The organism is Micromonospora sp. DT81.3, from assembly GCF_049847225.1.
Lineage (GTDB): Bacteria > Actinomycetota > Actinomycetes > Actinomycetales > Microbacteriaceae > Microbacterium.
The window spans coordinates 348,781-371,404 of the sequence record NZ_JBNCNY010000002.1 but is presented as its reverse complement, the minus strand read 5'-3'; the positions used below and the strand labels follow the sequence as shown (position 1 = coordinate 371,404).

Annotated in this window: 22 protein-coding genes; 18 read left to right on the top strand and 4 right to left on the bottom strand. The window is 69.3% G+C overall.

Annotation, left to right across the window (positions count from 1 at the left end; genetic code table 11):
- Position 1 precedes the first annotated feature (1 nt).
- Positions 2-571 (bottom strand): serine O-acetyltransferase EpsC, encoded by a 570-nt coding sequence (gene epsC, locus ACPW96_RS06000; RefSeq protein ID WP_425882343.1) that lies wholly within the window; start codon positions 569-571, stop codon positions 2-4.
- Between the two features lie 2 nt (positions 572-573).
- Positions 574-1,512 carry a cysteine synthase A gene (gene cysK / locus ACPW96_RS05995; protein WP_425817371.1) on the bottom strand — a complete coding sequence of 313 codons (939 nt, stop codon included), beginning with the start codon at positions 1,510-1,512 and terminating at the stop codon, positions 574-576.
- Positions 1,513-1,637: 125 nt separating this feature from the next.
- On the opposite strand from cysK, the gene prmC reads away from it, so the two are divergent.
- From prmC to ACPW96_RS05905, 18 genes are all read left to right on the top strand, one after another.
- The gene (prmC, locus tag ACPW96_RS05990) at positions 1,638-2,534 is read left to right on the top strand and encodes a peptide chain release factor N(5)-glutamine methyltransferase (protein WP_425817373.1); all 897 of its coding nucleotides are present in this window, start codon (positions 1,638-1,640) and stop codon (positions 2,532-2,534) included.
- A gap of 34 nt (positions 2,535-2,568) precedes the next feature.
- On the top strand, positions 2,569-3,273 hold the full coding sequence (locus ACPW96_RS05985; protein ID WP_425882342.1) for an L-threonylcarbamoyladenylate synthase: 705 nt from the start codon (positions 2,569-2,571) through the stop codon (positions 3,271-3,273).
- Entirely contained in the window at positions 3,270-4,493 is a 1,224-nt protein-coding gene (locus ACPW96_RS05980; protein ID WP_425817377.1) for an MraY family glycosyltransferase, read from the top strand. The genes ACPW96_RS05985 and ACPW96_RS05980 overlap by 4 nt, the downstream gene beginning before the upstream one ends.
- Complete coding sequence (locus ACPW96_RS05975) at positions 4,490-4,981, top strand: hypothetical protein (protein WP_425882341.1); 492 nt, start codon at positions 4,490-4,492, stop codon at positions 4,979-4,981. The genes ACPW96_RS05980 and ACPW96_RS05975 overlap by 4 nt, the downstream gene beginning before the upstream one ends.
- Positions 4,982-5,125: 144 nt before the next feature.
- Positions 5,126-5,935 carry a F0F1 ATP synthase subunit A gene (gene atpB / locus ACPW96_RS05970; RefSeq protein ID WP_425882340.1) on the top strand — a complete coding sequence of 270 codons (810 nt, stop codon included), beginning with the start codon at positions 5,126-5,128 and terminating at the stop codon, positions 5,933-5,935.
- A gap of 40 nt (positions 5,936-5,975) precedes the next feature.
- Positions 5,976-6,212 carry a F0F1 ATP synthase subunit C gene (gene atpE, locus ACPW96_RS05965; protein WP_425882339.1) on the top strand — a complete coding sequence of 79 codons (237 nt, stop codon included), beginning with the start codon at positions 5,976-5,978 and terminating at the stop codon, positions 6,210-6,212.
- Between the two features lie 28 nt (positions 6,213-6,240).
- Positions 6,241-6,813 carry a F0F1 ATP synthase subunit B gene (locus ACPW96_RS05960; protein WP_425817385.1) on the top strand — a complete coding sequence of 191 codons (573 nt, stop codon included), beginning with the start codon at positions 6,241-6,243 and terminating at the stop codon, positions 6,811-6,813.
- Positions 6,813-7,604 (top strand): F0F1 ATP synthase subunit delta, encoded by a 792-nt coding sequence (locus ACPW96_RS05955; RefSeq protein ID WP_425817387.1) that lies wholly within the window; start codon positions 6,813-6,815, stop codon positions 7,602-7,604. Before ACPW96_RS05960 ends, ACPW96_RS05955 begins: the two co-directional genes overlap by 1 nt.
- Before the next feature lie 58 nt (positions 7,605-7,662).
- Positions 7,663-9,303 (top strand): F0F1 ATP synthase subunit alpha, encoded by a 1,641-nt coding sequence (gene atpA / locus ACPW96_RS05950; protein ID WP_425882338.1) that lies wholly within the window; start codon positions 7,663-7,665, stop codon positions 9,301-9,303.
- Positions 9,304-9,321: 18 nt separating this feature from the next.
- The gene (locus tag ACPW96_RS05945; RefSeq protein ID WP_425882337.1) at positions 9,322-10,221 is read left to right on the top strand and encodes a F0F1 ATP synthase subunit gamma; all 900 of its coding nucleotides are present in this window, start codon (positions 9,322-9,324) and stop codon (positions 10,219-10,221) included.
- Between the two features lie 61 nt (positions 10,222-10,282).
- On the top strand, positions 10,283-11,740 hold the full coding sequence (atpD, locus tag ACPW96_RS05940; protein ID WP_425817393.1) for a F0F1 ATP synthase subunit beta: 1,458 nt from the start codon (positions 10,283-10,285) through the stop codon (positions 11,738-11,740).
- 2 nt (positions 11,741-11,742) lie between these two features.
- Positions 11,743-12,003 (top strand): F0F1 ATP synthase subunit epsilon, encoded by a 261-nt coding sequence (locus ACPW96_RS05935; RefSeq protein WP_425817395.1) that lies wholly within the window; start codon positions 11,743-11,745, stop codon positions 12,001-12,003.
- Between the two features lie 81 nt (positions 12,004-12,084).
- Entirely contained in the window at positions 12,085-12,885 is an 801-nt protein-coding gene (locus ACPW96_RS05930) for a YaaA family protein (protein WP_425882336.1), read from the top strand.
- Between the two features lie 78 nt (positions 12,886-12,963).
- Positions 12,964-13,827: a hypothetical protein gene (locus ACPW96_RS05925; RefSeq protein WP_425882335.1), complete on the top strand. Its 864-nt coding sequence runs from the start codon at positions 12,964-12,966 to the stop codon at positions 13,825-13,827.
- A gap of 136 nt (positions 13,828-13,963) precedes the next feature.
- Positions 13,964-14,944: an aldo/keto reductase gene (locus ACPW96_RS05920; RefSeq protein ID WP_425882334.1), complete on the top strand. Its 981-nt coding sequence runs from the start codon at positions 13,964-13,966 to the stop codon at positions 14,942-14,944.
- A gap of 124 nt (positions 14,945-15,068) precedes the next feature.
- Positions 15,069-15,899, top strand: a complete 831-nt coding sequence (locus ACPW96_RS05915) for a PP2C family protein-serine/threonine phosphatase (protein WP_425882333.1) — start codon at positions 15,069-15,071, stop codon at positions 15,897-15,899.
- Positions 15,900-15,956: 57 nt separating this feature from the next.
- Positions 15,957-18,734: an FtsK/SpoIIIE domain-containing protein gene (locus tag ACPW96_RS05910; RefSeq protein WP_425882332.1), complete on the top strand. Its 2,778-nt coding sequence runs from the start codon at positions 15,957-15,959 to the stop codon at positions 18,732-18,734.
- A 72-nt stretch (positions 18,735-18,806) separates the two neighbouring features.
- Positions 18,807-20,354: an APC family permease gene (locus tag ACPW96_RS05905; protein WP_425882331.1), complete on the top strand. Its 1,548-nt coding sequence runs from the start codon at positions 18,807-18,809 to the stop codon at positions 20,352-20,354.
- Between the two features lie 54 nt (positions 20,355-20,408).
- On the opposite strand, the gene ald is transcribed toward ACPW96_RS05905, so the two are convergent.
- Positions 20,409-21,524: an alanine dehydrogenase gene (gene ald / locus ACPW96_RS05900; protein WP_425882330.1), complete on the bottom strand. Its 1,116-nt coding sequence runs from the start codon at positions 21,522-21,524 to the stop codon at positions 20,409-20,411.
- A 38-nt stretch (positions 21,525-21,562) separates the two neighbouring features.
- Positions 21,563-22,558, bottom strand: a complete 996-nt coding sequence (locus tag ACPW96_RS05895) for an asparaginase (protein WP_425882329.1) — start codon at positions 22,556-22,558, stop codon at positions 21,563-21,565.
- Positions 22,559-22,624: the final 66 nt, after the last annotated feature.

Here is a 22,624-nt window from a genome sequence, read left to right as displayed (position 1 = left end):
GTCAGATGTGGTACTCGGGCGCCGTCAGCAGCGCCCGGGTGTCCTCACCGGATCGACGAACGCGCGACGTCGCGGGCACCCCGACGAGCACCGAATCCGGTGCCGCATCGCGTGTCACCACCGCGTTCGCGCCGATGACCGTGCCCGCGCCGATGGTGATGGGCCCGAGCACCTTCGCGCCCGCACCGACGGCGACGCCGTCGCCGAGCGTCGGGTGCCGCTTGCCGCCCTCGCGCTGACGGCCGCCGAGCGTGACGCCGTGGTAGAGCATCACGTCGTCGCCGATCTCGGTCGTCTCGCCGATGACGACGCCCATGCCGTGGTCGATGAAGAATCGCCGGCCGATGACGGCACCAGGGTGGATCTCGATGCCCGTCAGCCAGCGCGTGAACTGGGACAGGGCGCGGGCCGGAAAGCGGGCGCCCCGTCGCCACAGCACATGCGTGACCCGGTACGCCCAGACGGCGTGCAGGCCGGGGTAGAGCAGGGCGATCTCCAGACCGCCCCGCGCGGCGGGGTCGCGAAGCTTGGCCGCGGTGACGTCTTCGCGGACGCGGCCCCAGACCGTCACCCTCAGTCCTCGCGGATGTGCTCGTAGAGGGCGGTGCTGAGGTACCGCTCGCCCGCGGAGGGCACGATCACGACGATCTTCTTGCCGGCGTTCTCCGGACGCTTGGCGACCTCGAGGGCGGCCCAGATGGCGGCGCCGCTCGACATGCCCACGAGGATGCCCTCTTCCGTCGCCGTGTCGCGGGCGACGCGGATCGCGTCGTCGAATTCGACGTCGATGACCTCGTCGAGCACGCTGCGGTCGAGGATCGCCGGCACGAAGTTGGGGCCGATGCCCTGGATCTTGTGGGGGCCGGGGTGTCCCTCGGTCAGCACGGGGGAGTCCTTCGGCTCGACCGCGATGATCTGCACGTCCGGCTTGCGCTCCTTGAGCACCTGGCCGACGCCGGTGATCGTTCCACCCGTGCCCACGCCGGCGATGAAGATGTCGACCTCGCCGTCGGTGTCGTTCCAGATCTCCTCGGCTGTCGTCTTGCGGTGGATGGCCGGATTCGCCTCGTTCTCGAACTGGCGGGCCCAGATCGCACCGGGGGTGTCCGCGACGATCTGCTTCGCGATGTTGACGGCCTCCGACATGCCCTTGGTGGGGTCGGTGAGCACGAGCTCGGCGCCGAATGCCTTGAGCAGCGTGCGGCGCTCCTTCGACATCGACGACGGCATCGTCAGGATGACCTTGTAGCCGCGGGCCGCGCCCACCATCGCGAGGGCGATGCCGGTGTTGCCGCTCGTGGACTCCACGATCGTGCCACCGGGGGGAAGCTCACCGGATGCCTCCGCGGCATCGACGATGGCGATGCCGAGGCGATCCTTCACGCTGGAGACGGGGTTGTAGAACTCGAGCTTGACGAGGACCTCGGCGCCGAGGCCCTCTGTAAGCCGGTTCAGACGTACCAGCGGTGTGTTGCCGAATGCGGTTGTGATGTCGGGGTGGATGCCGGCCATGGCCTGCCTTTCGCGGACGGGTAAGCGAGTGGGTTCCAACGCCGACCAAGCCTAGAGGAGGTCCCCGCGCCGGAGCCGCGTGTGACGCAATAACGCAGGAGGCCCCCGGTAGGCTGGGGCCGCCCATGCCTGAATCCTCCGACCAGCCCGAGCGCGCGGCGACCGCGACGGCGCGTGCCACCCTCGAGCGCACCGCGGAGCGTCTTGAGAGGGCGGGCATCGCCGACCCGATGGTGGATGCCGAGCTGCTGCTCGGGCACGTGCTGCAGGTCAGTCGTGGCGCCGTCCAGGCCGCGGTGGTGCGAGGCGACGCTCTGCCGGCCGAGGCGGTGGCCGCTCTCGATGAGCTGACCGAACGGCGGGCCGGTCGCGAGCCGCTGCAGCACATCACCGGGGTCGCGCCGTTCCGGCATCTCGAGCTGAAGGTGGGACCCGGGGTCTTCGTGCCACGCCCGGAGACCGAGATCGTCGCCCAGATAGCCATCGACGCGCTGAGCGCGGTCGCGTCGGCGTCACCGATCGCCGTCGATCTCGGCACGGGCAGCGGGGCCATCGCCCTCGCGCTCGCGACCGAAGTGCCGCATGCCCGGGTCTACGCGGCGGAGAACTCCGTCGATGCCTTCATCTGGACCAGGGAGAACTTCGAGCGGGTCGGTGCGGATAACGCCCGCCTCGCCTTCGTCGACCTGGCGAAGGCCTTCCCGGAGCTCGACGGTACGGTGTCGGTCATCGTCTCCAACCCACCGTACGTGCCGGAGAACGCGATTCCCCGCGACCCCGAGGTGCGTCTCTTCGACCCGCAGGCGGCCCTCTACGGGGGCCCGGACGGCCTGGATGTCGTGCGAGAGGTGAGCCGCGCTGCGCTCCGTCTCGCACACCCCGGCGCCACGGTCGTGATCGAGCATGGCGAGTGGCAGGGAGCCGACATCCGCGCGCTGCTCACGGCGGACGGCTGGCGCGCGGCCGCCACCCACCCGGACCTCACCCTCCGCGACCGCGCGACGACGGCCGTCCGGCCCTGAGTTCCCAGCCTGCTCCCCGTAGACTCGAAGCGACATGTCTCCCGTATACGACTGCAGCGACGAGGCGCAGCTGCTCTCCGGCATGCGCCACGCGCGCCAGGCGATCGGCCGCGGCGAGCTCGTGGTGCTGCCGACCGACACCGTCTACGGCGTCGCGGCCGACGCGTTCAGCGCCCGAGCGGTGCAGCGCCTCCTCGATGCCAAGGGCCGAGGGCGACAGCAGCCCCCGCCCGTGCTGGTGGCGGGTGTATCGACGCTGAACGCGCTCGTGCAGGAGGTCCCAGAACCCATCGAGCGACTGGTCGCCGAGTTCTGGCCCGGCGGCCTGACGATCGTGCTCCCTTCGCAGCCGTCCCTCGCGTGGGATCTCGGGGAGACCCGCGGCACGGTCGCCGTGCGGATGCCCGCTCACCACATCGCGCTCGAACTGCTGGAGGAGACCGGTCCGCTCGCCGTCTCCAGCGCCAACCTCACCGGGCGGCCGGCCGCCGTGGGGGTCGACGCCGCGCTGCAGATGCTCGGGGACAGCGTGTCGATCTACCTGAACGGCGGCCCGTCCACGACGGGCGTGGCGTCAACCATCATCGATGCCACCAGCCTCGTCGGCCCCTCCTCGGACGACGCGGACCGGCGAGTGCGCGTGCTGCGCGACGGTGCGGTCTCGCGCGAGCAGTTGCGAGGGGTGCTTGCCGACCTCCTCGAAGAGGACCCGGACGAGCAACCGGACGGCGCCGAGTGAAGCAGTACGTCTTCACCATCCTCTTCACCGCCGCGATGACGCTGTCGCTCGCCTGGGCGGTGTGGCAGCTGAGCCTCCGGTACAAGCTCTACCCCGGCATCCGCGAGCGGGACGTGCACAAGAACCCGACACCGCGGCTCGGGGGAGTGGCGATCTATCTGGCGATCGTCGCGGCCATCGCCGTCTCGGCGGCGAACCCGTTCTTCGAGATCTTCTGGGTGAATCCGAGACCGGTGGTCGCCATCCTGATCGCGAGCACCATCATCGTCCTCATCGGCGTCGCCGATGACCTGTGGGACCTCGACTGGATGATCAAGCTCGGTGCGCAGTTCCTGGCCGCCGGCGTGATCGCGTGGTTCGGCGAGCTCCAGATCTATTCGCTGCCGATCGGCGGCCTGGCCGTCGGCTCGAGCGTCGTGAGCGTCACCCTGACCGTCTTCGCGATCGTCATCGTGATGAACGCGGTGAACTTCATCGACGGACTCGACGGGCTCGTCGCCGGCGTATGCCTCATCTCGAACGGCATCTTCTTCGCCTATTCCTACATGCTGGTCCGCGATATCGGCTCGAGCACCTACTTCAACCTCGCTTCCTTCCTCGCAGCCGTGCTGGTCGGCGCCTGCGCCGGCTTCCTGCCGCTCAACTGGAACCCGGCGAAGATCTTCATGGGGGACTCAGGGGCCTTGGTCCTCGGTCTGCTGATGGCCACCTCTGCCATCGCGATCACGGGACAGCTCGATCCGGCGGTACTCGACCCCGACGAGATCGGCCGCTCCCAGCTGCTCGGTGCCTTCATCCCGATCCTGCTGCCGGTCGTCGTGGTGATGCTGCCGCTGCTGGATTTCGGCCTTGCCGTCATCCGTCGCATGCAAGCAGGCAAGTCGCCCTTCTCGCCCGACCGCAAGCACCTGCATCACCGGATGCTCGACATGGGCCACACAGACCGCGACGCTGTGCTGATCTTCTACGCATGGACGGCCGTGATCGGCATCGCCGTGCTGCTCATGTACATCGCTGTCCGCGAGGACTGGCCCGGCACGTACTGGATCGGCGTCGCCTTCGGCGTCGTCGGCGCCGCCGCGTGCCTCGTGGTGACCCTCATGCCCTCCCGTCGCGCATCAGCCGCGGCACGCCCGCTCGCCACCGCGCCGAAGCCCCCGCGCGCTGATGCGCCGAACCCCCCGAGCGCGAACGCGCAGAACCTGGAGGAGGCCCGATGAGCGGCGCCACCGTCTCGAGCACACCCGTCCTTCGCGCCACCCTCACGTGGAGCGCCGTCGTGACGGCCGCCCTCGCCGTCGTCGGCTCGGTGATCGGCTACCTCGTCGCCGGCCAGGACGGCCTGTGGAGCGCCCTCGCCGGCGTGCTGCTGGCGGCCGTCTTCCTCGCGATCACCGGGGCCAGCATCCTTGTGGCGAATCGGTGGTTCGGAAGCGACCTCTACGTGCCGGTCTTCTTCGCCATCGTCCTCGGCGGCTGGATCCTCAAATTCGTGGTGTTCATCGTCGTCCTGCTCCTCGTGCGGGGGCAGCCGTGGGTGAATCCGACCGTGTTCTTCGTAGCGATCGTCGTCAGCATCCTTGCGTCGCTGATCATCGACATCATCGTGATGATGCGCATGCGGATGCCGCACGCGTCGGATGTCACCCTTCCCGGCGACGAGTCGTCGTCCGCGGACCGACCCGGTTCGGGGCCGTCCGGTTTCTGACCGCGCGGAATCCTTGGTAGGCTGAATCCGTTCCCGCGGGCCTGCACATCGCCGTCATTGGCGTCATGCCGCCTCGTGGATGACGCTCATCACTCATCGTCGCATCGGTCCCCAATCGGTGCCCCGAAGCTGGAGCCAGCCCTGTTGACTCAAGCCGCGACTTTCATCGCCAAGGCATCCTCATCCGACGGTGAGTTCCATCCGCCGTCCATCGAGGAGTTCTTCCCCGAACCGATCTTCTTCGAGGGCACGCTCTTCGCCATCACCCGGATCAATCTGATCCAGATGCTCGCGACCGTGGTCCTCATCATCGTCTTCCTGATCGGCACGCGCCGCATGAGGATGGTGCCGAGCCGGTTCCAGAGCGTCATCGAGATGGGGCTGGACTTCGTCCGCGTCAACATCGCGCACGACCTCCTCGGCCGCAAAGACGGCAATCGGTTCCTGCCGATCCTGACGACGTTCTTCTTCATGATCCTGTTCATGAACATGACGGGTGTCATCCCGTTCCTGAACATCGCCGGCACGAGCGTCATCGCGGTCCCGCTGCTGTTGGCGATCGTCTCGTACGTCACCTTCATCTACGCCGGCATCAAGAAGAGCCCGTCCAACTTCTTCAAGAACTCGCTGATGCCCTCGGGCCTGCCGTGGGTGCTCTACATCCTGATCATCCCGCTCGAGTTCCTCTCGACGTTCATCATCCGGCCGATCACTCTGACGCTCCGACTGCTGATGAACATGATCGTCGGCCACCTGATGCTCGTCCTGTTCTTCTCCGCGACGCAGTTCTTCGTCGTCACCCTCGGTGGCTGGTGGACGCTGCTGGGAGCGGGAACGCTTGCGTTCGGCTTCGTCTTCACACTCTTCGAAATCCTGGTGGCTTTCCTCCAGGCGTACGTCTTCACGATCCTCACCGCGGTCTACATCCAGCTCGCGGTCGCGGAAGAGCACTAGCGGGCAGGCTTCGCCGCCCACAACGAAAGGAAAAACACCCGTGGATGCAACTACGGTTCTCGCCGAGGTCACCGGCTCCATCGCCACCGTCGGCTACGGCCTTGCTGCGATCGGCCCGGCCATCGGCGTGGGCATCGTCGTCGGAAAGACGATCGAGGGCGTCGCGCGTCAGCCCGAGCTCGCGGGGCGCCTCCAGGTGCTCATGTTCATCGGTATCGCGTTCACCGAGGCGCTCGCGTTCATCGGTATCGCGACCGGCTTCATCTTCGGCTACTAGCCATCCGCTCACGACGTAAGGAGACAGGATGCTGAGCGCTCTTGTCACGCTCGCCGCCGAAGAGGGCGAGGCGGCGTCGAACCCGCTGATCCCGGCGTGGTACGACATCATCTGGTCCGGCGTGTGCTTCATCGTCATCCTGCTGGTGTTCTGGAGGGCCGTCCTGCCTCGCATGCAGGCGCTGCTCGACCAGCGCGCCGCCGCGATCGAGGGCAACATCGAGAAGGCCGACGAGGCCCAGAAGAAGGCCGAAGCGGCCCTGGCGCAGTACACGGCTCAGCTCGCCGACGCCCGGCGCGAAGCCGGCGAGATCCGCGAGCACGCCCGGGATGAAGGCAAGCAGATCGTCGCAGAGGCGAAGGATGCCGCATCGGCGGACGCCGCTCGCATCACGGCCACCGCGCACGCGCAGATCGAGGCGGAGCGCCAGAGCGCTCTCGTGTCGCTGCGCTCCGAGGTCGGCACCCTGGCTCTCGATCTCGCCGGGGGCGTGATCGGCGAGTCGCTCTCCGACGACCAGAAGGCGCAGAATGTCGTCGACCGGTTCCTCGCGGAGCTCGAGGCGTCCGAGAAGACGGCGTCGGAAAAGGCAGCCCGCTGATGGGCAGCGCGTCCACTCAGGCACTCGGGACGATCGTCGCCGCGCTCGACGCCGAGAAGGCTGTCGACCTCGAGACCGCCCAGGAGCTCTTCGCCGCGGCGCGTGTCATCGGTGAGTCGTCGCACCTGAGCGGCGCGCTGGCCGACCCGACGGCAGCCCTCGAGTCGCGCTCGCGGCTCGTGTCGGACATCTTCGGATCGAGCTTCCAGCCGGGCACCATCGCCCTCCTGACCTCGGTCGTCGGGCAGCGGTGGTCCAACTCGGCCGACCTGGTCGACGGCATCGAGGAGCTCGCGGTGCGGGCGGCCACCGTCGCCGACAAGCGCGCCGACGTCGAGGGCGAGCTGTTCCGCGTGTCACGGATCGTCGCCGAGAACCCGCAGCTGGAGCTCGCGCTGGGCAGTCGCCTCGGCGACACGAGCGCCAAGGGCGCACTGGTGCACAAGCTGCTCGACGGCCGCGCCAACACGGCGACGGCCCTCATCGTGTCATCGCTGGTACAGCAGCCTCGCGAGCGCCGCGTTCGCCAGCTGCTGACGCGCGCGATGCAGATCGTCGCCGACCAGCGGGGGCGCACCGTCGCCACCGTCGTCACCGCGGCACCGCTGAGCCTCGCCCAGCAGAACCGCCTCATCGAGACGCTCTCCCGCCGTTACGGCTCGGGCGTCTCGCTCAACGAGGTCATCGATCCGGCCGTCGTGGGCGGATTGCGCGTGCAGATCGCCGATGATGTCATTGATGGCAGCATCGCGTCCCGCCTCGCGGACCTCCGACAGAAGCTCGCGGGCTAGTACCTGGATTTCCCGCCTCGCGCGGAGGGGCGAAAGCCCCACAACACGAAGGAAGACAATGGCAGAACTATCGATCAGCCCCGACGTCATCCGTGACGCGCTGAAGGACTTCGTCGCCGCATACGAGCCCACCGGCGCCGCGGCGACCGAGGTCGGAACCGTCATCGACGCCGCCGACGGCATCGCCCACGTCGAGGGACTCCCCGGCGTCATGGCGAACGAGCTCGTGACGTTCCAGGACGGCACCAAGGGGCTCGCGCTCAACCTCGACGAACACGAGATCGGTGTCGTCGTGCTCGGCGAGTTCTCCGGCATCGAGGCCGGCCAGGAAGTCACCCGCACGGGTGAGGTCCTCTCGGTCCCCGTCGGCGACGCCTACCTCGGCCGCGTGGTCGACCCCCTCGGCCAGCCCATCGACGGGCTCGGCGAGGTCGTCTCCACCGAGCGCCGCGCGCTCGAACTGCAGGCACCGGGCGTCATGCAGCGCAAGTCGGTGCACGAGCCGATGCAGACGGGCATCAAGGCGATCGACGCGATGATCCCGGTGGGCCGTGGCCAGCGCCAGCTCATCATCGGCGACCGCCAGACCGGCAAGACCGCGATCGCGCTCGACACGATCATCAACCAGAAGGCCAACTGGGACTCGGGCGATGTGACGAAGCAGGTGCGCTGCATCTACGTCGCCATCGGGCAGAAGGGCTCCACGATCGCGGCCGTCAAGGGCGCGCTCGAGGACGCGGGCGCACTGGAGTACACGACGATCGTCGCCGCCCCGGCATCCGACCCCGCCGGCTTCAAGTACCTCGCCCCGTACACCGGCTCTGCCATCGGCCAGCACTGGATGTACGACGGAAAGCACGTCCTGATCATCTTCGACGACCTGACCAAGCAGGCCGAGGCGTACCGCGCCGTGTCGCTTCTGCTGCGCCGCCCGCCGGGCCGCGAGGCGTACCCCGGCGACGTCTTCTACCTGCACTCCCGCCTGCTCGAGCGCTGCGCGAAGCTCTCGGACGAGCTCGGCGCGGGCTCGATGACCGGCCTGCCGATCATCGAGACGAAGGCCAACGACGTGTCGGCCTACATCCCGACCAACGTGATCTCGATCACCGACGGCCAGATCTTCCTGCAGTCCGACCTCTTCAACGCCAACCAGCGCCCCGCGGTCGACGTCGGCATCTCGGTGTCGCGAGTCGGCGGCGACGCGCAGGTCAAGTCCATCAAGAAGGTCTCGGGAACGCTGAAGCTCGAGCTGGCCCAGTACCGCTCGCTCGAGGCCTTCGCGATGTTCGCGAGCGACCTCGACGCGACGTCGCGGCGCCAGCTTTCCCGTGGCGCGCGCCTCACCGAGCTGCTCAAGCAGCCGCAGTACTCGCCCTACCCCGTCGAGGAGCAGGTCGTCTCGATCTGGGCCGGCACGAACGGCAAGCTCGACACGATCGAGGTCGAGGACGTGCTGCGCTTCGAGCGCGAGCTGCTGGATTACCTTCGTCGCAACACGACGGTGCTCGACACCCTGCGCGACACCAACGTGCTCGATGACGACACTGCCGCCGAGCTCGGCAAGCGCACCGACGAGTTCATCCTGGAGTTCCAGGGCGGCCGCGGTCAGGCGATCGATCGCCCCGGTCACGAGGAGTTCGCGCCGGCGGATGCCGAAGACGTCAACCAGGAGCAGATCGTCAAGGGACGCCGGGGTTAGGAAGCCGACAGGCACACTATGGGCGCACAACTGAGGGTCTACAAGCAGAAGATCAACACTGCTCAGACGACCAAGAAGATCACCAAGGCGATGGAGCTCATCGCTGCCTCGCGCATCCAGAAGGCGATGACGCGCGTCCGCGCATCCTCGCCGTTCGCGCGGGCTGTGACGCGGGCCGTCTCGGCGGTTGCGACGCACTCCAACGTCGATCACCCGCTGACGCGCGAGCCCGACGTGGTCCGCCGCTCGGCGGTCGTGATCTTCGCGTCCGATCGCGGCCTCGCCGGCGCCTTCAACTCGCAGATCCTCCGCGAGGGACTGGAGATGTCCGAGCTGCTGAAGTCGCAGGGCCGCGAGGTCACCTATTACCTCGTGGGGCGCAAGGCGGTCGGCTACTTCCAGTTCCGTCGCCTCGAGAGCGCCGCCGAGTGGACGGGCGACACCGACACGCCGCACTTCCACACCGCGGAGGAGATCGCCGCGACGCTGCTGGATGCGTTCGCGCGCGACTACGAGGCCGGCGGCGTCGACGAGATCCACCTCGTGTACAACCGCTTCGTGAGCATGATGACGCAGTCGCCCGAGACCGTGCGCCTGCTTCCCCTGCAGATCGTCGAGGCCGATGCGTCGGCCACGGCGGACAACCAGGTGTACCCGCTCTACGAGTTCGAGCCGGATGCCGAGACGGTGCTCGACGCGCTGCTTCCCGTGTACATCCAGAGCCGGGTCTTCAACGCCATGCTCCAGTCCTCCGCCGCGAAGCACGCGGCAACGCAGAAGGCGATGAAGTCGGCGAGCGACAACGCCGACAAGCTCATCACCGATTACACCCGGCTGCGCAACAACGCGCGTCAGGCCGAGATCACCCAGCAGATCGCCGAGATCGTCGGCGGCGCCGACGCGCTGTCGTCGAAGTAGTTCACCACTCCCGGTTCCTGTTCACCGCTGAGTCCATTCACCGCTGAAAGAGAAGAAGACAATGACTCTCATTGCACCCGCCGAGAAGAAGGCGGAGACCGCGGTCGTCGGGCGCGTCGCGCGCGTCACCGGTCCCGTCGTCGACGTCGAGTTCCCGCACGACTCGCTCCCCGACATCTACAACGCGCTCAAGACCACCATCGTGATCGGCGACGAGTCGACCGAGATCACCCTCGAGGTCGCGCAGCACCTCGGCGACGACCTCGTGCGCGCCATCGCTCTGAAGCCGACGGACGGCATCGTCCGCGGCCAGGAGGTGCGCAACACGGGCGGGCCGATCACGGTTCCGGTCGGCGACGTCACCAAGGGCAAGGTCTTCAACGTCATCGGCGAGGTGCTCAACGCCGAGCCCGGTGAGAAGATCGAGATCACCGAGCGCTGGGGCATCCACCGCAAGGCTCCGAACTTCGACCAGCTCGAGTCGAAGACCCAGATGTTCGAGACCGGCATCAAGGTCATCGACCTGCTGACGCCGTACGTGCTCGGCGGCAAGATCGGCCTCTTCGGCGGTGCGGGCGTCGGCAAGACCGTCCTCATCCAGGAGATGATCCAGCGCGTCGCCCAGGACCACGGTGGTGTGTCCGTGTTCGCCGGTGTCGGCGAGCGCACCCGTGAGGGCAACGACCTCATCCACGAGATGGAGGAGGCCGGCGTCTTCGACAAGACCGCGCTGGTCTTCGGCCAGATGGACGAGCCGCCGGGCACGCGCCTGCGCGTCGCGCTGTCGGCCCTGACCATGGCCGAGTACTTCCGCGATGTGCAGAAGCAGGACGTCCTGCTCTTCATCGACAACATCTTCCGCTTCACGCAGGCCGGCTCCGAGGTGTCCACGCTGCTCGGTCGCATGCCCTCCGCGGTGGGCTACCAGCCGAACCTCGCCGACGAGATGGGCGTGCTCCAGGAGCGCATCACCTCGACCCGCGGTCACTCGATCACATCGCTCCAGGCGATCTACGTGCCCGCCGACGACTACACCGACCCCGCGCCGGCGACGACGTTCGCGCACCTCGACGCGACGACGGAGCTGTCGCGTGAGATCGCGTCGAAGGGCCTCTACCCGGCCGTCGACCCCCTCACCTCGACCAGCCGCATCCTCGACCCCCGCTACATCGGCGAGGACCACTACCGGGTGGCGACGTCGGTCAAGCAGATCCTGCAGAAGAACAAGGAACTGCAGGAGATCATCGCGATCCTCGGCGTCGACGAGCTCTCCGAGGAGGACAAGGTGGTCGTCTCACGCGCCCGCCGCATCCAGCAGTTCCTCTCGCAGAACACCTACATGGCCAAGAAGTTCACCGGTGTCGAGGGCTCCACGGTGCCCATCAAGGAGACCATCGAGTCCTTCGACGCGATCGTGAAGGGCGACTTCGACCACGTCGCCGAGCAGGCGTTCTTCAACGTCGGCGGCATCAACGACGTCGAAGAGGCCTGGGCGCGCATCCAGAAGGAGAATGGCTGATCATGGCCATCAACGTGAGCCTGGTCGCGGCCGATGCGGAGGTGTGGTCCGGTGAGGCGACTCTCGTGATCGCGCGCACCGTCGAGGGCGAGATCGGCATCATGACCGGCCACGAGCCTCTTCTGGCGATTCTCGCCGAGGGTCAGGTTCGCATCACGAAGGCCGACGGGACCAAGATCCTCGCGAACGCGCAGGACGGGTTCCTCTCGATGGAGGGAAACGACCTCACCATCGTCGCGGGCAACGCGGCGCTGATCGCCTGACCCGGCAACCATCTCGCGGAACGCGCCGCCCCTGCCCTCCATGGCAGGAAGCGGCGCGTTTCGCCGTCTGCGAGCGAGCACGTGCTGATCCTTCTTCCACCTTCGGAGACGAAGCGGCCGGGCGGCGGTCGTCGTCCCCTCGACATCGCCGGCCTCGCGCTGCCTTCGCTCACCGCCGAGCGGGAGGCGACCGTCGATGCGCTGATCGCACTGTCCCGTGACCCGGAGTCGGCGCGTCGAGTGCTGAAGCTCGGTTCGACGCAGGCCTTCGAGGCTTCCGCCAACGCCCTGCTGCGCACGGCGCCGACGCTCCCGGCGGTCGATCGCTACACGGGTGTGCTGTACGGTGCGCTCGACGCCGCATCGCTGGATGCCGGGGCCAGGCGGTGGCTGTCCGCGCACGTGCTGATCCACTCCGCCCCGTTCGGGCCGGTGGGGGCGCTCGACCGAATCCCCTCCTACAGGCTCGGTGCCGGGATCTCGCTGCCGGGGCTCCCGCCGCTGCGGCGGGTGTGGGCGGATGCCGTCACCCGTGCGATCGCGGACAGCTCCGCCTTCGTGCTCGACATGCGCTCCGAGGCATACGTGGCACTCGGGCCCGTGCCTTCCGCGTCACCCGCGGCGTATGTGCGCGTCGTGGCGGACGACGACGGAGGGCGGACGAGGGCTCTCAATCACTTCAACAAGCATGCCAAGGGCGCCTTCGTGCGCGCCCTCGCCATGGAGCGGGCCCGGGTCGCCTCGCGCGCCGGACTGCTCCGCTGGGCCGATGAGGCCGGCTGGGCCCTCCGGGAATCGGGGGAGCCCGGCATCCTGCACCTCGTCGTGTCGGAACGACATACGGGGGCCAGCCTCCTGCATCCCGGCTCCCGCCCTCGCTAGCATGTAGCACGCGGGCCGGAAGGCTCCCCGGTGACGCGCGCACACGCGGCCCGAACTCATCCGTAAAGGAGCACATCCGTGTATGACGACTATGAAGGGATGGGGGCGTGGCTCGCCTTCGTCCTGATCTTCCTTCCACTCTTCCTGCTCTTCGCCCTCGCCGGGTACACCATCGGCTCCTTCTTCCTGATGAAGATCTTCGAGAAGGCGGGTGTGCAGGGCAGGTGGCGCGCCTGGGTGCCGGTGTACAACGCCATGATCCTGGCCAAGCTGGGTGACTTCTCTCCATGGGTGATGCTGGGCGCCATCGTCGCCTCCAGCCTGCTGAGCCAGGTGGCGGTCATCGGCTGGCTGCTCTCGCTGGCCGCGCTCGCCGTCGGTGTGGCCGTCGCATGGCGCGTCGGCGAGAAGCTCGGCAAGGAGTGGTACTGGCTTCTGCTCTGGCTGATCCCCGGTGTCGGTCCGCTGATCTGGCTCGGCATCCTCGCCCTCGGCCCCTCGCGCTGGAACCCGGCCCTGCGGCCCGCCCCGTGGGCGCGCACCTCGTTCCTGACGGACACGACCGTCTGGCAGGGCGTCCCCGTTCAACCGGGCGCCGGCCTCGCTCCGGCCACCGCCGCAGCGGGGTACCCCGATTCCGGACCGGCCGCGCCCGGGGCGTACCCGCCTCCAGGGTCGTACCCGCCTCCCGGCTCGTACGCTCCTCCCACCGGCGCCCCGCAGCCGCCCGCTGCCTCGTACCCGCCGCCCGGGGCGCCGCAGCCGCCCGCCGGCCCGCCGGCACCCCCGACGGCGCCGCCGGCCGCGCCGCCGGCTCCCGCGCCGCTGTCGCCCGAGCCCCCGGTCTCGCCGGAGCCTCCGGTGTCGCCCGAGCCGCCGAGTTCGCCGGAGCCGCCGGCAACGCCCGGCACCCCGGACGCGCCCCCGCCGCCCCGGTTCTGAACCCTCCACAGCCCCGATCCGCAGCCCCGATCCGAGCCCGAACCGGCTCCGATCGGGGCTGCGCCTTTCCGGAGCCGCTCAATGGGGCTCCGCCCCAAACCCCCGGCTTGCTGGCGCGCGCCAGTAGCGTGGAGGCATGGCTCTCACTCCGCGCCGAGTCGGCGCATCCGGACTGCTCGTCTCTCCCGTCGGCCTCGGTTGCAACAACTTCGGGCGCCCAGGCACGAAGACGGAATCCCTCAAGGGCACTCAAGCGGTGCTGGATGCCGCGATCGATGAGGGCGTCACCTTTCTGGATACGGCCGACATGTACGGTGCCCAGCCGGGCCTGAGCGAAGCGCTCATGGGGCAGGCGCTGAAGGGCAAGCGCGACAAGGTCGTGCTCGCCACGAAGTTCGGCCATTCGGGGAGGGACATGGGTGAAGGAGCATTCGGCGCGAAGGGGGGACGCGCGTACATCCGGCACGCCGTGGAGTCCTCCCTCCGGCGTCTGCAGACGGATTGGATCGACCTCTACCAATTGCACGTTCCCGATCCGGAGACGCCGATCGAGGAGACGCTGGATGCTCTCACCGAGCTCGTGCGCGAAGGGAAGGTCCGTTACATCGGCAACTCGAACTTCACGGCCTGGCAGCTCGCCGAGGCTCATTTCACGGCGCGCTCCCGCGGCTCGGTGCCGTTCGTGTCGGCCCAGAATCACTACAGCCTGCTGGCGAGGGGCGCGGAGCGCGAGGTGCTGCCGGCGGCGAACCGCTTCGGGGTCGGGTTCCTCCCGTACTTCCCTCTCTACAACGGCCTGCTGACCGGTAAGTTCACCCGAGCCGGCGGGCCGGAGGGCAGCCGCATCATGGCTCAGCGGCCGCATCTCTGGGCGGAGGCTCCCTGGGATGCCCTCGAGGGCTACCAGGCATTCTGCGACGAACGTGGCATCTCGATGCTGGAGGCCACCTTCGGCTGGCTGCTTGCTCAGCCGGGCCTGGCCAGCGTCATCGCCGGAGCGACCTCCCCCGAGCAGGTCGCGGCGAACGCCCGCGCCGGAGAGGGCTGGAGGCCCTCCGACGAGGACCTCGCGGCGATCGACGCGCTGTTCCCGCTGCCCGCCGACCCGGCGGCCTGAGAAGCCGGCCCTCCGGTCCCGATGACCTCCCTCCGCGGCCGGATGGGCACCTCGACTAGTATGTGAGGACCGCGCGCGGGCATCCAGGGTGCGGCGTGCGACCCATCGACTCGGAGGCAGACGCGTGCCCGATCTTGCATCGCCGACACACACGCACACTGTGCAGCTTCCCGGTGGGGACCGTGTGACCCTCTCCTGGGCCGGCGTCACGCACACGGGTCGCCGTCGCGAGGTGAACCAGGACGCCGTTCTCGCCGCGTACCCCCTCTTCGTCGTCGCCGACGGGATGGGTGGCCACATCGGCGGGGAGATCGCGAGCGCCAGCACCATCGGCCGTCTCGAAGCCCTCGTGGAGCGCGGCTCCGTCACACCCAGGGGTATCGAGAAGGCGCTCGTGAAGGCCGTCAAGGACATCGTCTCGCACCCCGAGACCACCGACGAGGGCACCGGGACGACGCTGACCGGCGTGTTCCTGGACACGACCGAGGGCGAGGCCTGGGTCACGCTGAACATCGGCGACTCGCGCGTCTATCTGCAGCGCGACGGTGTGCTCGACCAGATCACCACCGACCACTCCGTGGTGCAGGAACTCGTGGCGGCGGGCCGACTGAGCCCGGAAGAGGCCGAGAGCCACCCGTACGGCAATGTCATCACGCGCGCGGTGGGACCCAGCGAGGCGGTGACACCGGACTACGTACGGCTCGACATCGTCGACCGTGATCGCTTCGTCATCTGCTCGGACGGCCTGACGAAGGAGCTCACCGACTACGGCATCGGCCACTTCCTCAACGAGCACGCCGACCCGGGCGAGGCCGTGGACGCCATGCTGGCCGCCGCCCTCGAGAATGGCGGCCGCGACAACATCACGATCATCGTGCTCGACGTCTCGCGCAGCAGTGCTGGTTCATCCGAACACTCCGCCGGCTCCTCCACAGGCGCTTCCCGCTCGCACTGACGCGCTGATCGTCGGTCGCGGTCCGCGGGCGGCAACCAGGACCCGTTCACTGGGTGGGTGACCTCCCTCTCCGAGCCTCTGATCCTGCCCGCTCCGCCCGAGCCCCGACGGCGCGGCCCGCTTCCGCTGCTCGCCTCGATCGTGCCGCTCGTGGGCGGTGTCGCGATGTGGCTCGTGACCGGATCCCCGCTCGGCCTCTGTTTCGCCGCGCTCGGACCCCTGATGGCGGTGGCATCGGTGATCGACGGCACAGGCTCCGCGCGGCGCGACCGGCGCCGGGCGGCTCGTGAGGGCGCCGCCGACCGCGCGAGGATCCTCGCGGAGATGTCGACGAGGCACGGCCTGGAGCGCGAGGCACTCGACGCGCGCCGGCCGGATGTCGCGGGCCTGGTGCAGACGCCGGAGCGGGTCTGGAGGCCGATCGGCGGGGGCTCCCCGGAACTGGTCATCGGCCGCGGCACCACGGCCAGCGCCGTGCGAGTCGTCGGAGGCGACGCGGCGCTTCGCGCGAGAGCCGCGACGCTGGAGGATGCGCCGCTGAGCGTCCCATTGGCTGCCGGTGTCTGCGTCGAGGGACCACCGGCGATCGCCGAGGCTGCGCTGCGGTCCCTGGTCGTGCAGCTCTGCCTGGCCCATGCGCCCGACGCTCTGACGATCGTCTCCACGCCCTCGTCGGACGAGGAGTGGACCCGCCTGCTTCCGCACCGCGCATCGGCCGGGCCGTCTCGGGCGGGCCTGCGCCTGGCGGTGCTGGGGCCGGGCGACACCGCACCGCCGGGAGCCGACGTCGTGCTCGCGCACGTCCAGGCGGGAAACCCGCCCCCGACCCGCTGCGGAGCGCTGGTCAGGGTGACGCGCCCCGGGGCCGCCGAGCTGTCGTGGAACGGCGAGAACTCGGCGATCGCCCTCGAGTACGTGAGCCGCGCCCAGGCGGGCGCCATCGCGGCCGCCCTGAGCAGGCGGGCGGCGGATGCGGCACCGCTCGAGGCCCCGGCCGTGTCGCTGGCCGACACCCTGCATGCAGCTCCGCCCTGCTCGGCGGGACTCGCCGCGGCCATCGGCATGGACGGCACGGCTCCCGTCGTGCTCGATCTCGTGCGGGACGGACCGCACGCCGTTGTGGCCGGTGTCACCGGCAGCGGAAAGAGCGAGCTGCTGATCACCTGGATCACATCGATCTGCGCCGGCCACTCGACCCGAGAGGTCTCCTTCCTCTTGGCTGATTTCAAGGGCGGGACCGCATTCGATGCCCTCGCTCGGCTGCCGCACGTGACCGGCGTGCTCACCGACCTCGATGCGGCCGGTTCGCGCCGGGCGGTCGAGAGCCTCCGCGCCGAGCTGCGATGGCGTGAGGCGGAGCTCGCCCGGCTCGGTGCGAGAGACATCCTCGACGAGCGCGCCGAGATGCCGAGGCTCGTCATCGTCGTGGATGAGTTCGCCGCGATGCTCGCCGAGCATCCGGACCTGCACGCGGTCTTCACGGACGTCGCCGCCCGCGGGCGCGCGCTCGGCATGCACCTCGTGCTCGGCACCCAGCGTGTGTCGGGGGTGGTCCGCGATGCGCTGCTCGCCAACTGCCCGCTTCGCCTCAGCCTGAGGGTGACGGATGCGGCGGACAGCCGCGCGGTCATCGGAACCGACGACGCGGCGCAACTGGCCGGCGAAGCGGCGTCGCGGGGAGTCGCCTTCGTTCGCAGGGCCGAGGACGCCCATCCGCGGCGGATGCGTGTGGCACTCTCCGCGCAGAACGACATCGACGCGATTCTCGAGCGCCGAGGCTCCGAGCCCCGCCCCCGGCGGCCATGGCTTCCCGCCCTTCCGACGCGGGTCCCGCTCGCCGCTCTGCAGGGCGCGGGAGGAACCGGGGGAGTGGTCATCGGACTCGCGGATGATCCGGACCGGCAGCGACAGGAGGTGATCGCGATCGACCTTGGACGAGACCGCGGGATGATGGTGGTGGGCGGCCCCGGCTCCGGCAAGACCGGCATCCTTCGCCTGTTCGCGGCTCAGCATCCCGGGGCACTCGTCGTGCCGCGCGATCCGGAAGGCGCGTGGGACATGCTCACCGCGGAGTGTCCGCCGGGCTCGGTCGTGCTGCTCGATGACGCCGACGCACTCCTGGCGCGGCTCTCTCAGGAGCACGCGCGTGCACTGGCGGACCGGCTCGAGCACTTCGCGCGCGATGCCGGTCTCACCGGCTCCTTCCTGATGCTCAGCGCTCAGCGCCCGACCGGCGCACTCTCCCGGGTCGCCGACCTGCTCCCGGTCCGGGCCGTGCTCGGACTGCCCTCGCGTGCCGACCACCTCGCGGCGGGCGGTGAATCGGAGTCGTACCTCCCGTGGCGCCCCCCTGGCCGCGGCCGTCTCGGGGGACGGGAGGTACAGTTCGCCGAGGCGCCCGCCGGCGACGGGGAGGCATGGCTGGCCGTATCGCCGGACGAGCGGTTCTGGATGCCTCGCACGACGCTCACCGGCGTGGTGACCCGCGGGGTGGCGCGTGTCACCGCGCAGCTGTCGGAGGCGTGGGATGCGCGAGTGGTCGGCATCGGCTCGCTCGTCCCGGGCGCCCGGGTGGCCGACCTGCTCCGCGAGGCCGGCGACGAACGCATCGTGCTGGTCGGCGACGGGGAGTCCTGGCAGGCGCACTGGGGCCTCCTGCAGACCCTCCGTGTCGATCACCCGTTGCTGGTGGATGCGGCGTGCCCGACGGAGCTGCGCACCATCGCAGGCGAGCGGGAGCTGCCGCCCTTCGCTCGCGCAGGCGCGGGGCGGGCGTGGCTCTGCAGCACCGATCATCCGCCCCGGCGGGTGGCACTGCCCCTGACCGGTGCCTGAGCGGGCGCCGCTCTGAGGGTGTGCGGCTCGTCGGTACGCCGGAGAGGCCGCGCTCCTCTACAGTTGAGCCTTGTGACGACGCCGACACGCATCGACCTTTCCCGCCCCGAAGGCAAAGGACTCGCCGCCGGAACCTTGGGCCTCTGGGGCTCGACGGTCATCGGACTGGCCTCCACTGCGCCCGTCTACTCGCTCGTCGCGACCCTCGGGTTCGTCGTGCTCGCGGTCGGGGCACAGGCACCCATCGTGTTCATCGTGGCCTTCGTGCCGATGCTCTTCATCGCCTTCGCGTACCGCGAGCTGAACAACGCGGTGCCCGACTGCGGTACCACCTTCACATGGGGGACGAAAGCGTTCGGCCCGTGGGTGGGGTGGATGGGCGGCTGGGGTGTGGCCGTGGCCGGGATGGTCGTGCTCGCCAACCTCGCCCAGATCGCGGCCATCTACTTCTGGTCGCTGTTCGGCGATGGGTCCCTCTCCGAGAACGTCCCCCTGGTCACCGCGACCGGCGTCGCGTTCATCGCCGCGATGACGTGGGTCAGCTGGCGCGGTGTGGAGATCGGCGAGCGCATCCAGAACGTGCTGCTCGGCATCCAGTACCTCGCGCTCGCCATCTTCGTCATCGCCGCGCTCTGGCACTACTTCAACGGCACCGCCCCCGACGCCACGGCACCGACGTGGGAGTGGTTCAACCCGCTCGGCTTCACCGACTGGAGCGGCTTCACCGAAGCAGTGCTGCTCGCCCTCTTCATCTACTGGGGATGGGACACGTGCCTCGCCCTCAACGAGGAGACCAAGGATCCGAAGCGCATCCCGGGCCGCGCCGCGCTGCTGACGACCGTCATCCTGCTCGTCACGTACGTCGGAGTCACCGTCGCCGCGATGATGTACGCGGGGCTCGGCGAGACCGGCACCGGCCTCGGCAACGAGGCGAACGCCGACGACTTCTTCCTCGCGATCAAGGACGGGCTGCTCGGGCCGTACGGCTGGATCCTGGTCGTCGCGGTGATGATCTCCGCGGTGTCATCGACGCAGACCACCATCCTGCCGACCGCGCGAGGCACCCTCGCGATGGCCGCCTACAAGGCCCTCCCCAAGCGATTCGCCACCGTGCACCCGACCTTCAAGACGCCGTCGTTCTCGACCATCGTCATGGGGATCGTCGCGAGCGTCTACTACATCGGCATGACGCTCATCAGCGACGACTTCCTGCAGGACTCGATCCTCTCGCTCGGCCTCGCCATCGCCTTCTACTACGCGATCACCGGCTATGCCTGCGTCTGGTACTTCCGGCGCGACCTGTTCCGATCCGCCCGCGACTTCTTCTACAAGGGGCTGCTCCCGCTGCTCGGCGCGCTGATGCTGACCTACGCGTTCGTCCAGTCGGCGGTCGACATGTACGACGTCGACTACGGCTACACGGTGCTGTTCGGCATCGGCGGGACGTTCGTGCTCGGCATTGGCGCGCTCGCCTTCGGGGTGATCCTGATGTTCCTCTGGTTCATCTTCCCGCGGTCGAAGCCCTTCTTCCGCGGCGAGAGCCTCAACCGCGACACCGAGGTGCTGGTGCCCGACGACACCGCGTCGGCCGGTCGCTCGATCGACGGCGGACTCGCCTGACGGAACTCCGACGGCGGACTCGCCTGAGGTATGCCCCAGGCGAAGCCGTCCGGCTCAGGCCAGCGCCTCCTCCAGCGAGCGCGCAGGCAGGCCGTGCGCTGCGGCAACGCCCGGGTTCGCGATCGCGCCGGCGGTCGTGTTGAGGCCGTGCGCGAGCGCGGCATCCGCCTTCAACGCCTCCCGCCACCCGTGGCGCGCGATCTGCCGGATGTACGGCATCGTCGCGTTCGTCAGGGCCGAGGTGGACGTGTTGGGTACGGCGCCGGGCATGTTCGCGACGCAGTAGAACACCGAGCCGTGCACCTGGAAAGTGGGATCTGCGTGCGTCGTCGGACGCGTGTCCTCGAAGCATCCGCCCTGATCGACCGCGATGTCCACGAGCACGCTTCCCTCGCGCATGCGCGACACCATCGCGTTGGTGACGAGCTTCGGCGCCTTCGCCCCGGGGATCAGCACCGATCCGATGACGAGGTCCGAATCCGTGACGGCACGGTCGAGATCCAGCGGATTCGACGCCGCGGTCTTGATGCGGCCGGCGAAGTGGTCATCGAGGTAGCGCAGGCGCTGGATGTTCGTGTCGAAGACCGTGACGTCGGCTCCGAGCCCCGCGGCGATCACCGTGGCGTTCGCACCGGCGACGCCGCCGCCGATGACCGTCACACGCGCCGGCCTCGTGCCCGGCACGCCCGACATCAGGAGCCCGAGTCCGCCCTGCGACCGCAGCAGGGTGTTGGCCCCGACGATCGGCGCCAGCCGGCCGGCGACCTCGCTCATCGGCGCCAGCAGGGGCAGGCCACCGCCCGAGAGCTGGACCGTCTCGTAGGCGATGGCGGTGACGCCGTCCTGCACGAGCCGATCGGTGAGCGGCCGGTCGGCCGCGAGGTGGAGATACGTGAAGAGCACGAGGTCGTCGCGGAAGTACCCGTACTCGCTCTCGATCGGCTCCTTCACCTTGAGCAGCAGATCGGCACGCGCCCACACCTCCGCCGCATCCTCGAGCAGCGTCGCACCCGCCGCCTCGTATTCGGCGTCGCTCATCGACGATCCGAGCCCGGCACCGCGCTGCACCACGACGTCGTGGCCCGCCAGCACGAGATCGTGCACGCCGGAGGGCGTCAGCGCCACGCGGTATTCATTGTTCTTCACCTCGGTGGGGACGGAGATCCTCATCGAACTGTCCTCTCTTCGGCTCCCTTCTGGGGAGCGTTTCAGGTTCCGACGGTGGGGCGGATGACCCCCACGTCGTGTCCGCCACCGTGGACGGCAAGAGGGAGATGGGCCGCGGCATCCGCGACCTGCGCCGGCGTCAGCGCACCGGCCCGACCGAGCAGGTGCACGGCGATGATGCTCGCCGCGCGGGAGCCGCCGTCGAGAACCTTGAGCGCCACCGTGGTGCCGTTGGGGGCCACCATGACCATGATCGACTCGGCTCCGCCCTTGGCGAAGACGCCGAGGCGCTCGATGACGATCGAGTCGGGACGACCGGGCCCCTCGATCGTCCAAGGGTTCTCACGCACGGCGCGCACGACGGTGCCGGCGACACGATGCAGGGCGAAAGGGGAGCGCTCGGACGCGGTGCCGATGCGATGGATGCCGCGGGCGAGGCCCGTCAGGGTCATGGCGTGCACCGGGGCGCCGCATCCGTCGATCGCCGTCGCGGCAACCCGCTCGCCGGTCAGTCTTTCGACGACCTCGCGGACGTGCACCTGCAGCGGATGGGCCGGATCGAGGTAGCCGTCCGTGTCCCAGCCCGTCGATGCGCAGGCCAGCAGCATGGCGGCGTGCTTGCCGGAGCAGTTCATGCGGATGCGGGAAGGCTCCGACCGGTCGCGTACGAGCTCGTCGCGCGTCGCCTGGTCGCCCGGCCACGCGGGTGGGCAGGCGAGGGCCTCCTCGCCGAGGCCCGCCTGATCGAGGATGTCGCGCACCACGGCGACGTGGCGATCGGTGCCCGAGTGGCTCGCCGTGGCCAGCGCCAGGCGCTCGCCTTCGAGCGCGGCGCCGGCGGTGACGCAGGCGATCGCCTGGAGGGGCTTGAGGCTGGATCGCGGCAGTACGAGCGCACCCGGATCGCCGTACGAGGCCACCACCTCGCCGTCGGGCCCGAGGACCACGGCGGATCCGGCGTGACGGGACTCCACGAAGCCGCTGCGTTCGACGACGGCGAGCTCGACCGCATCGGCTACGGCGAAGGTCTGGGGCACTCAGCCAGCCTACCGCCGGCCGCTCCCACGGCCGGGGCTCAGCCACCCCGCTGTGGAAGACTGGGA

Bases quoted from the DNA above. Each gene is read 5' to 3' on its own strand.
- atpA (WP_425882338.1), top strand. From the start codon at position 7,663: ATGGCAGAACTATCGATCAGCCCCGACGTCATCCGTGACGCGCTGAAG.
- prmC (WP_425817373.1), top strand. From the start codon at position 1,638: ATGCCTGAATCCTCCGACCAGCCCGAGCGCGCGGCGACCGCGACGGCG.
- ald (WP_425882330.1), bottom strand. From the start codon at position 21,524: ATGAGGATCTCCGTCCCCACCGAGGTGAAGAACAATGAATACCGCGTG.
- ACPW96_RS05920 (WP_425882334.1), top strand. From the start codon at position 13,964: ATGGCTCTCACTCCGCGCCGAGTCGGCGCATCCGGACTGCTCGTCTCT.
- ACPW96_RS05945 (WP_425882337.1), top strand. From the start codon at position 9,322: ATGGGCGCACAACTGAGGGTCTACAAGCAGAAGATCAACACTGCTCAG.
- ACPW96_RS05955 (WP_425817387.1), top strand. From the start codon at position 6,813: ATGGGCAGCGCGTCCACTCAGGCACTCGGGACGATCGTCGCCGCGCTC.
- ACPW96_RS05985 (WP_425882342.1), top strand. From the start codon at position 2,569: ATGTCTCCCGTATACGACTGCAGCGACGAGGCGCAGCTGCTCTCCGGC.
- ACPW96_RS05975 (WP_425882341.1), top strand. From the start codon at position 4,490: ATGAGCGGCGCCACCGTCTCGAGCACACCCGTCCTTCGCGCCACCCTC.
- ACPW96_RS05960 (WP_425817385.1), top strand. From the start codon at position 6,241: ATGCTGAGCGCTCTTGTCACGCTCGCCGCCGAAGAGGGCGAGGCGGCG.
- atpD (WP_425817393.1), top strand. From the start codon at position 10,283: ATGACTCTCATTGCACCCGCCGAGAAGAAGGCGGAGACCGCGGTCGTC.
- cysK (WP_425817371.1), bottom strand. From the start codon at position 1,512: ATGGCCGGCATCCACCCCGACATCACAACCGCATTCGGCAACACACCG.
- ACPW96_RS05935 (WP_425817395.1), top strand. From the start codon at position 11,743: ATGGCCATCAACGTGAGCCTGGTCGCGGCCGATGCGGAGGTGTGGTCC.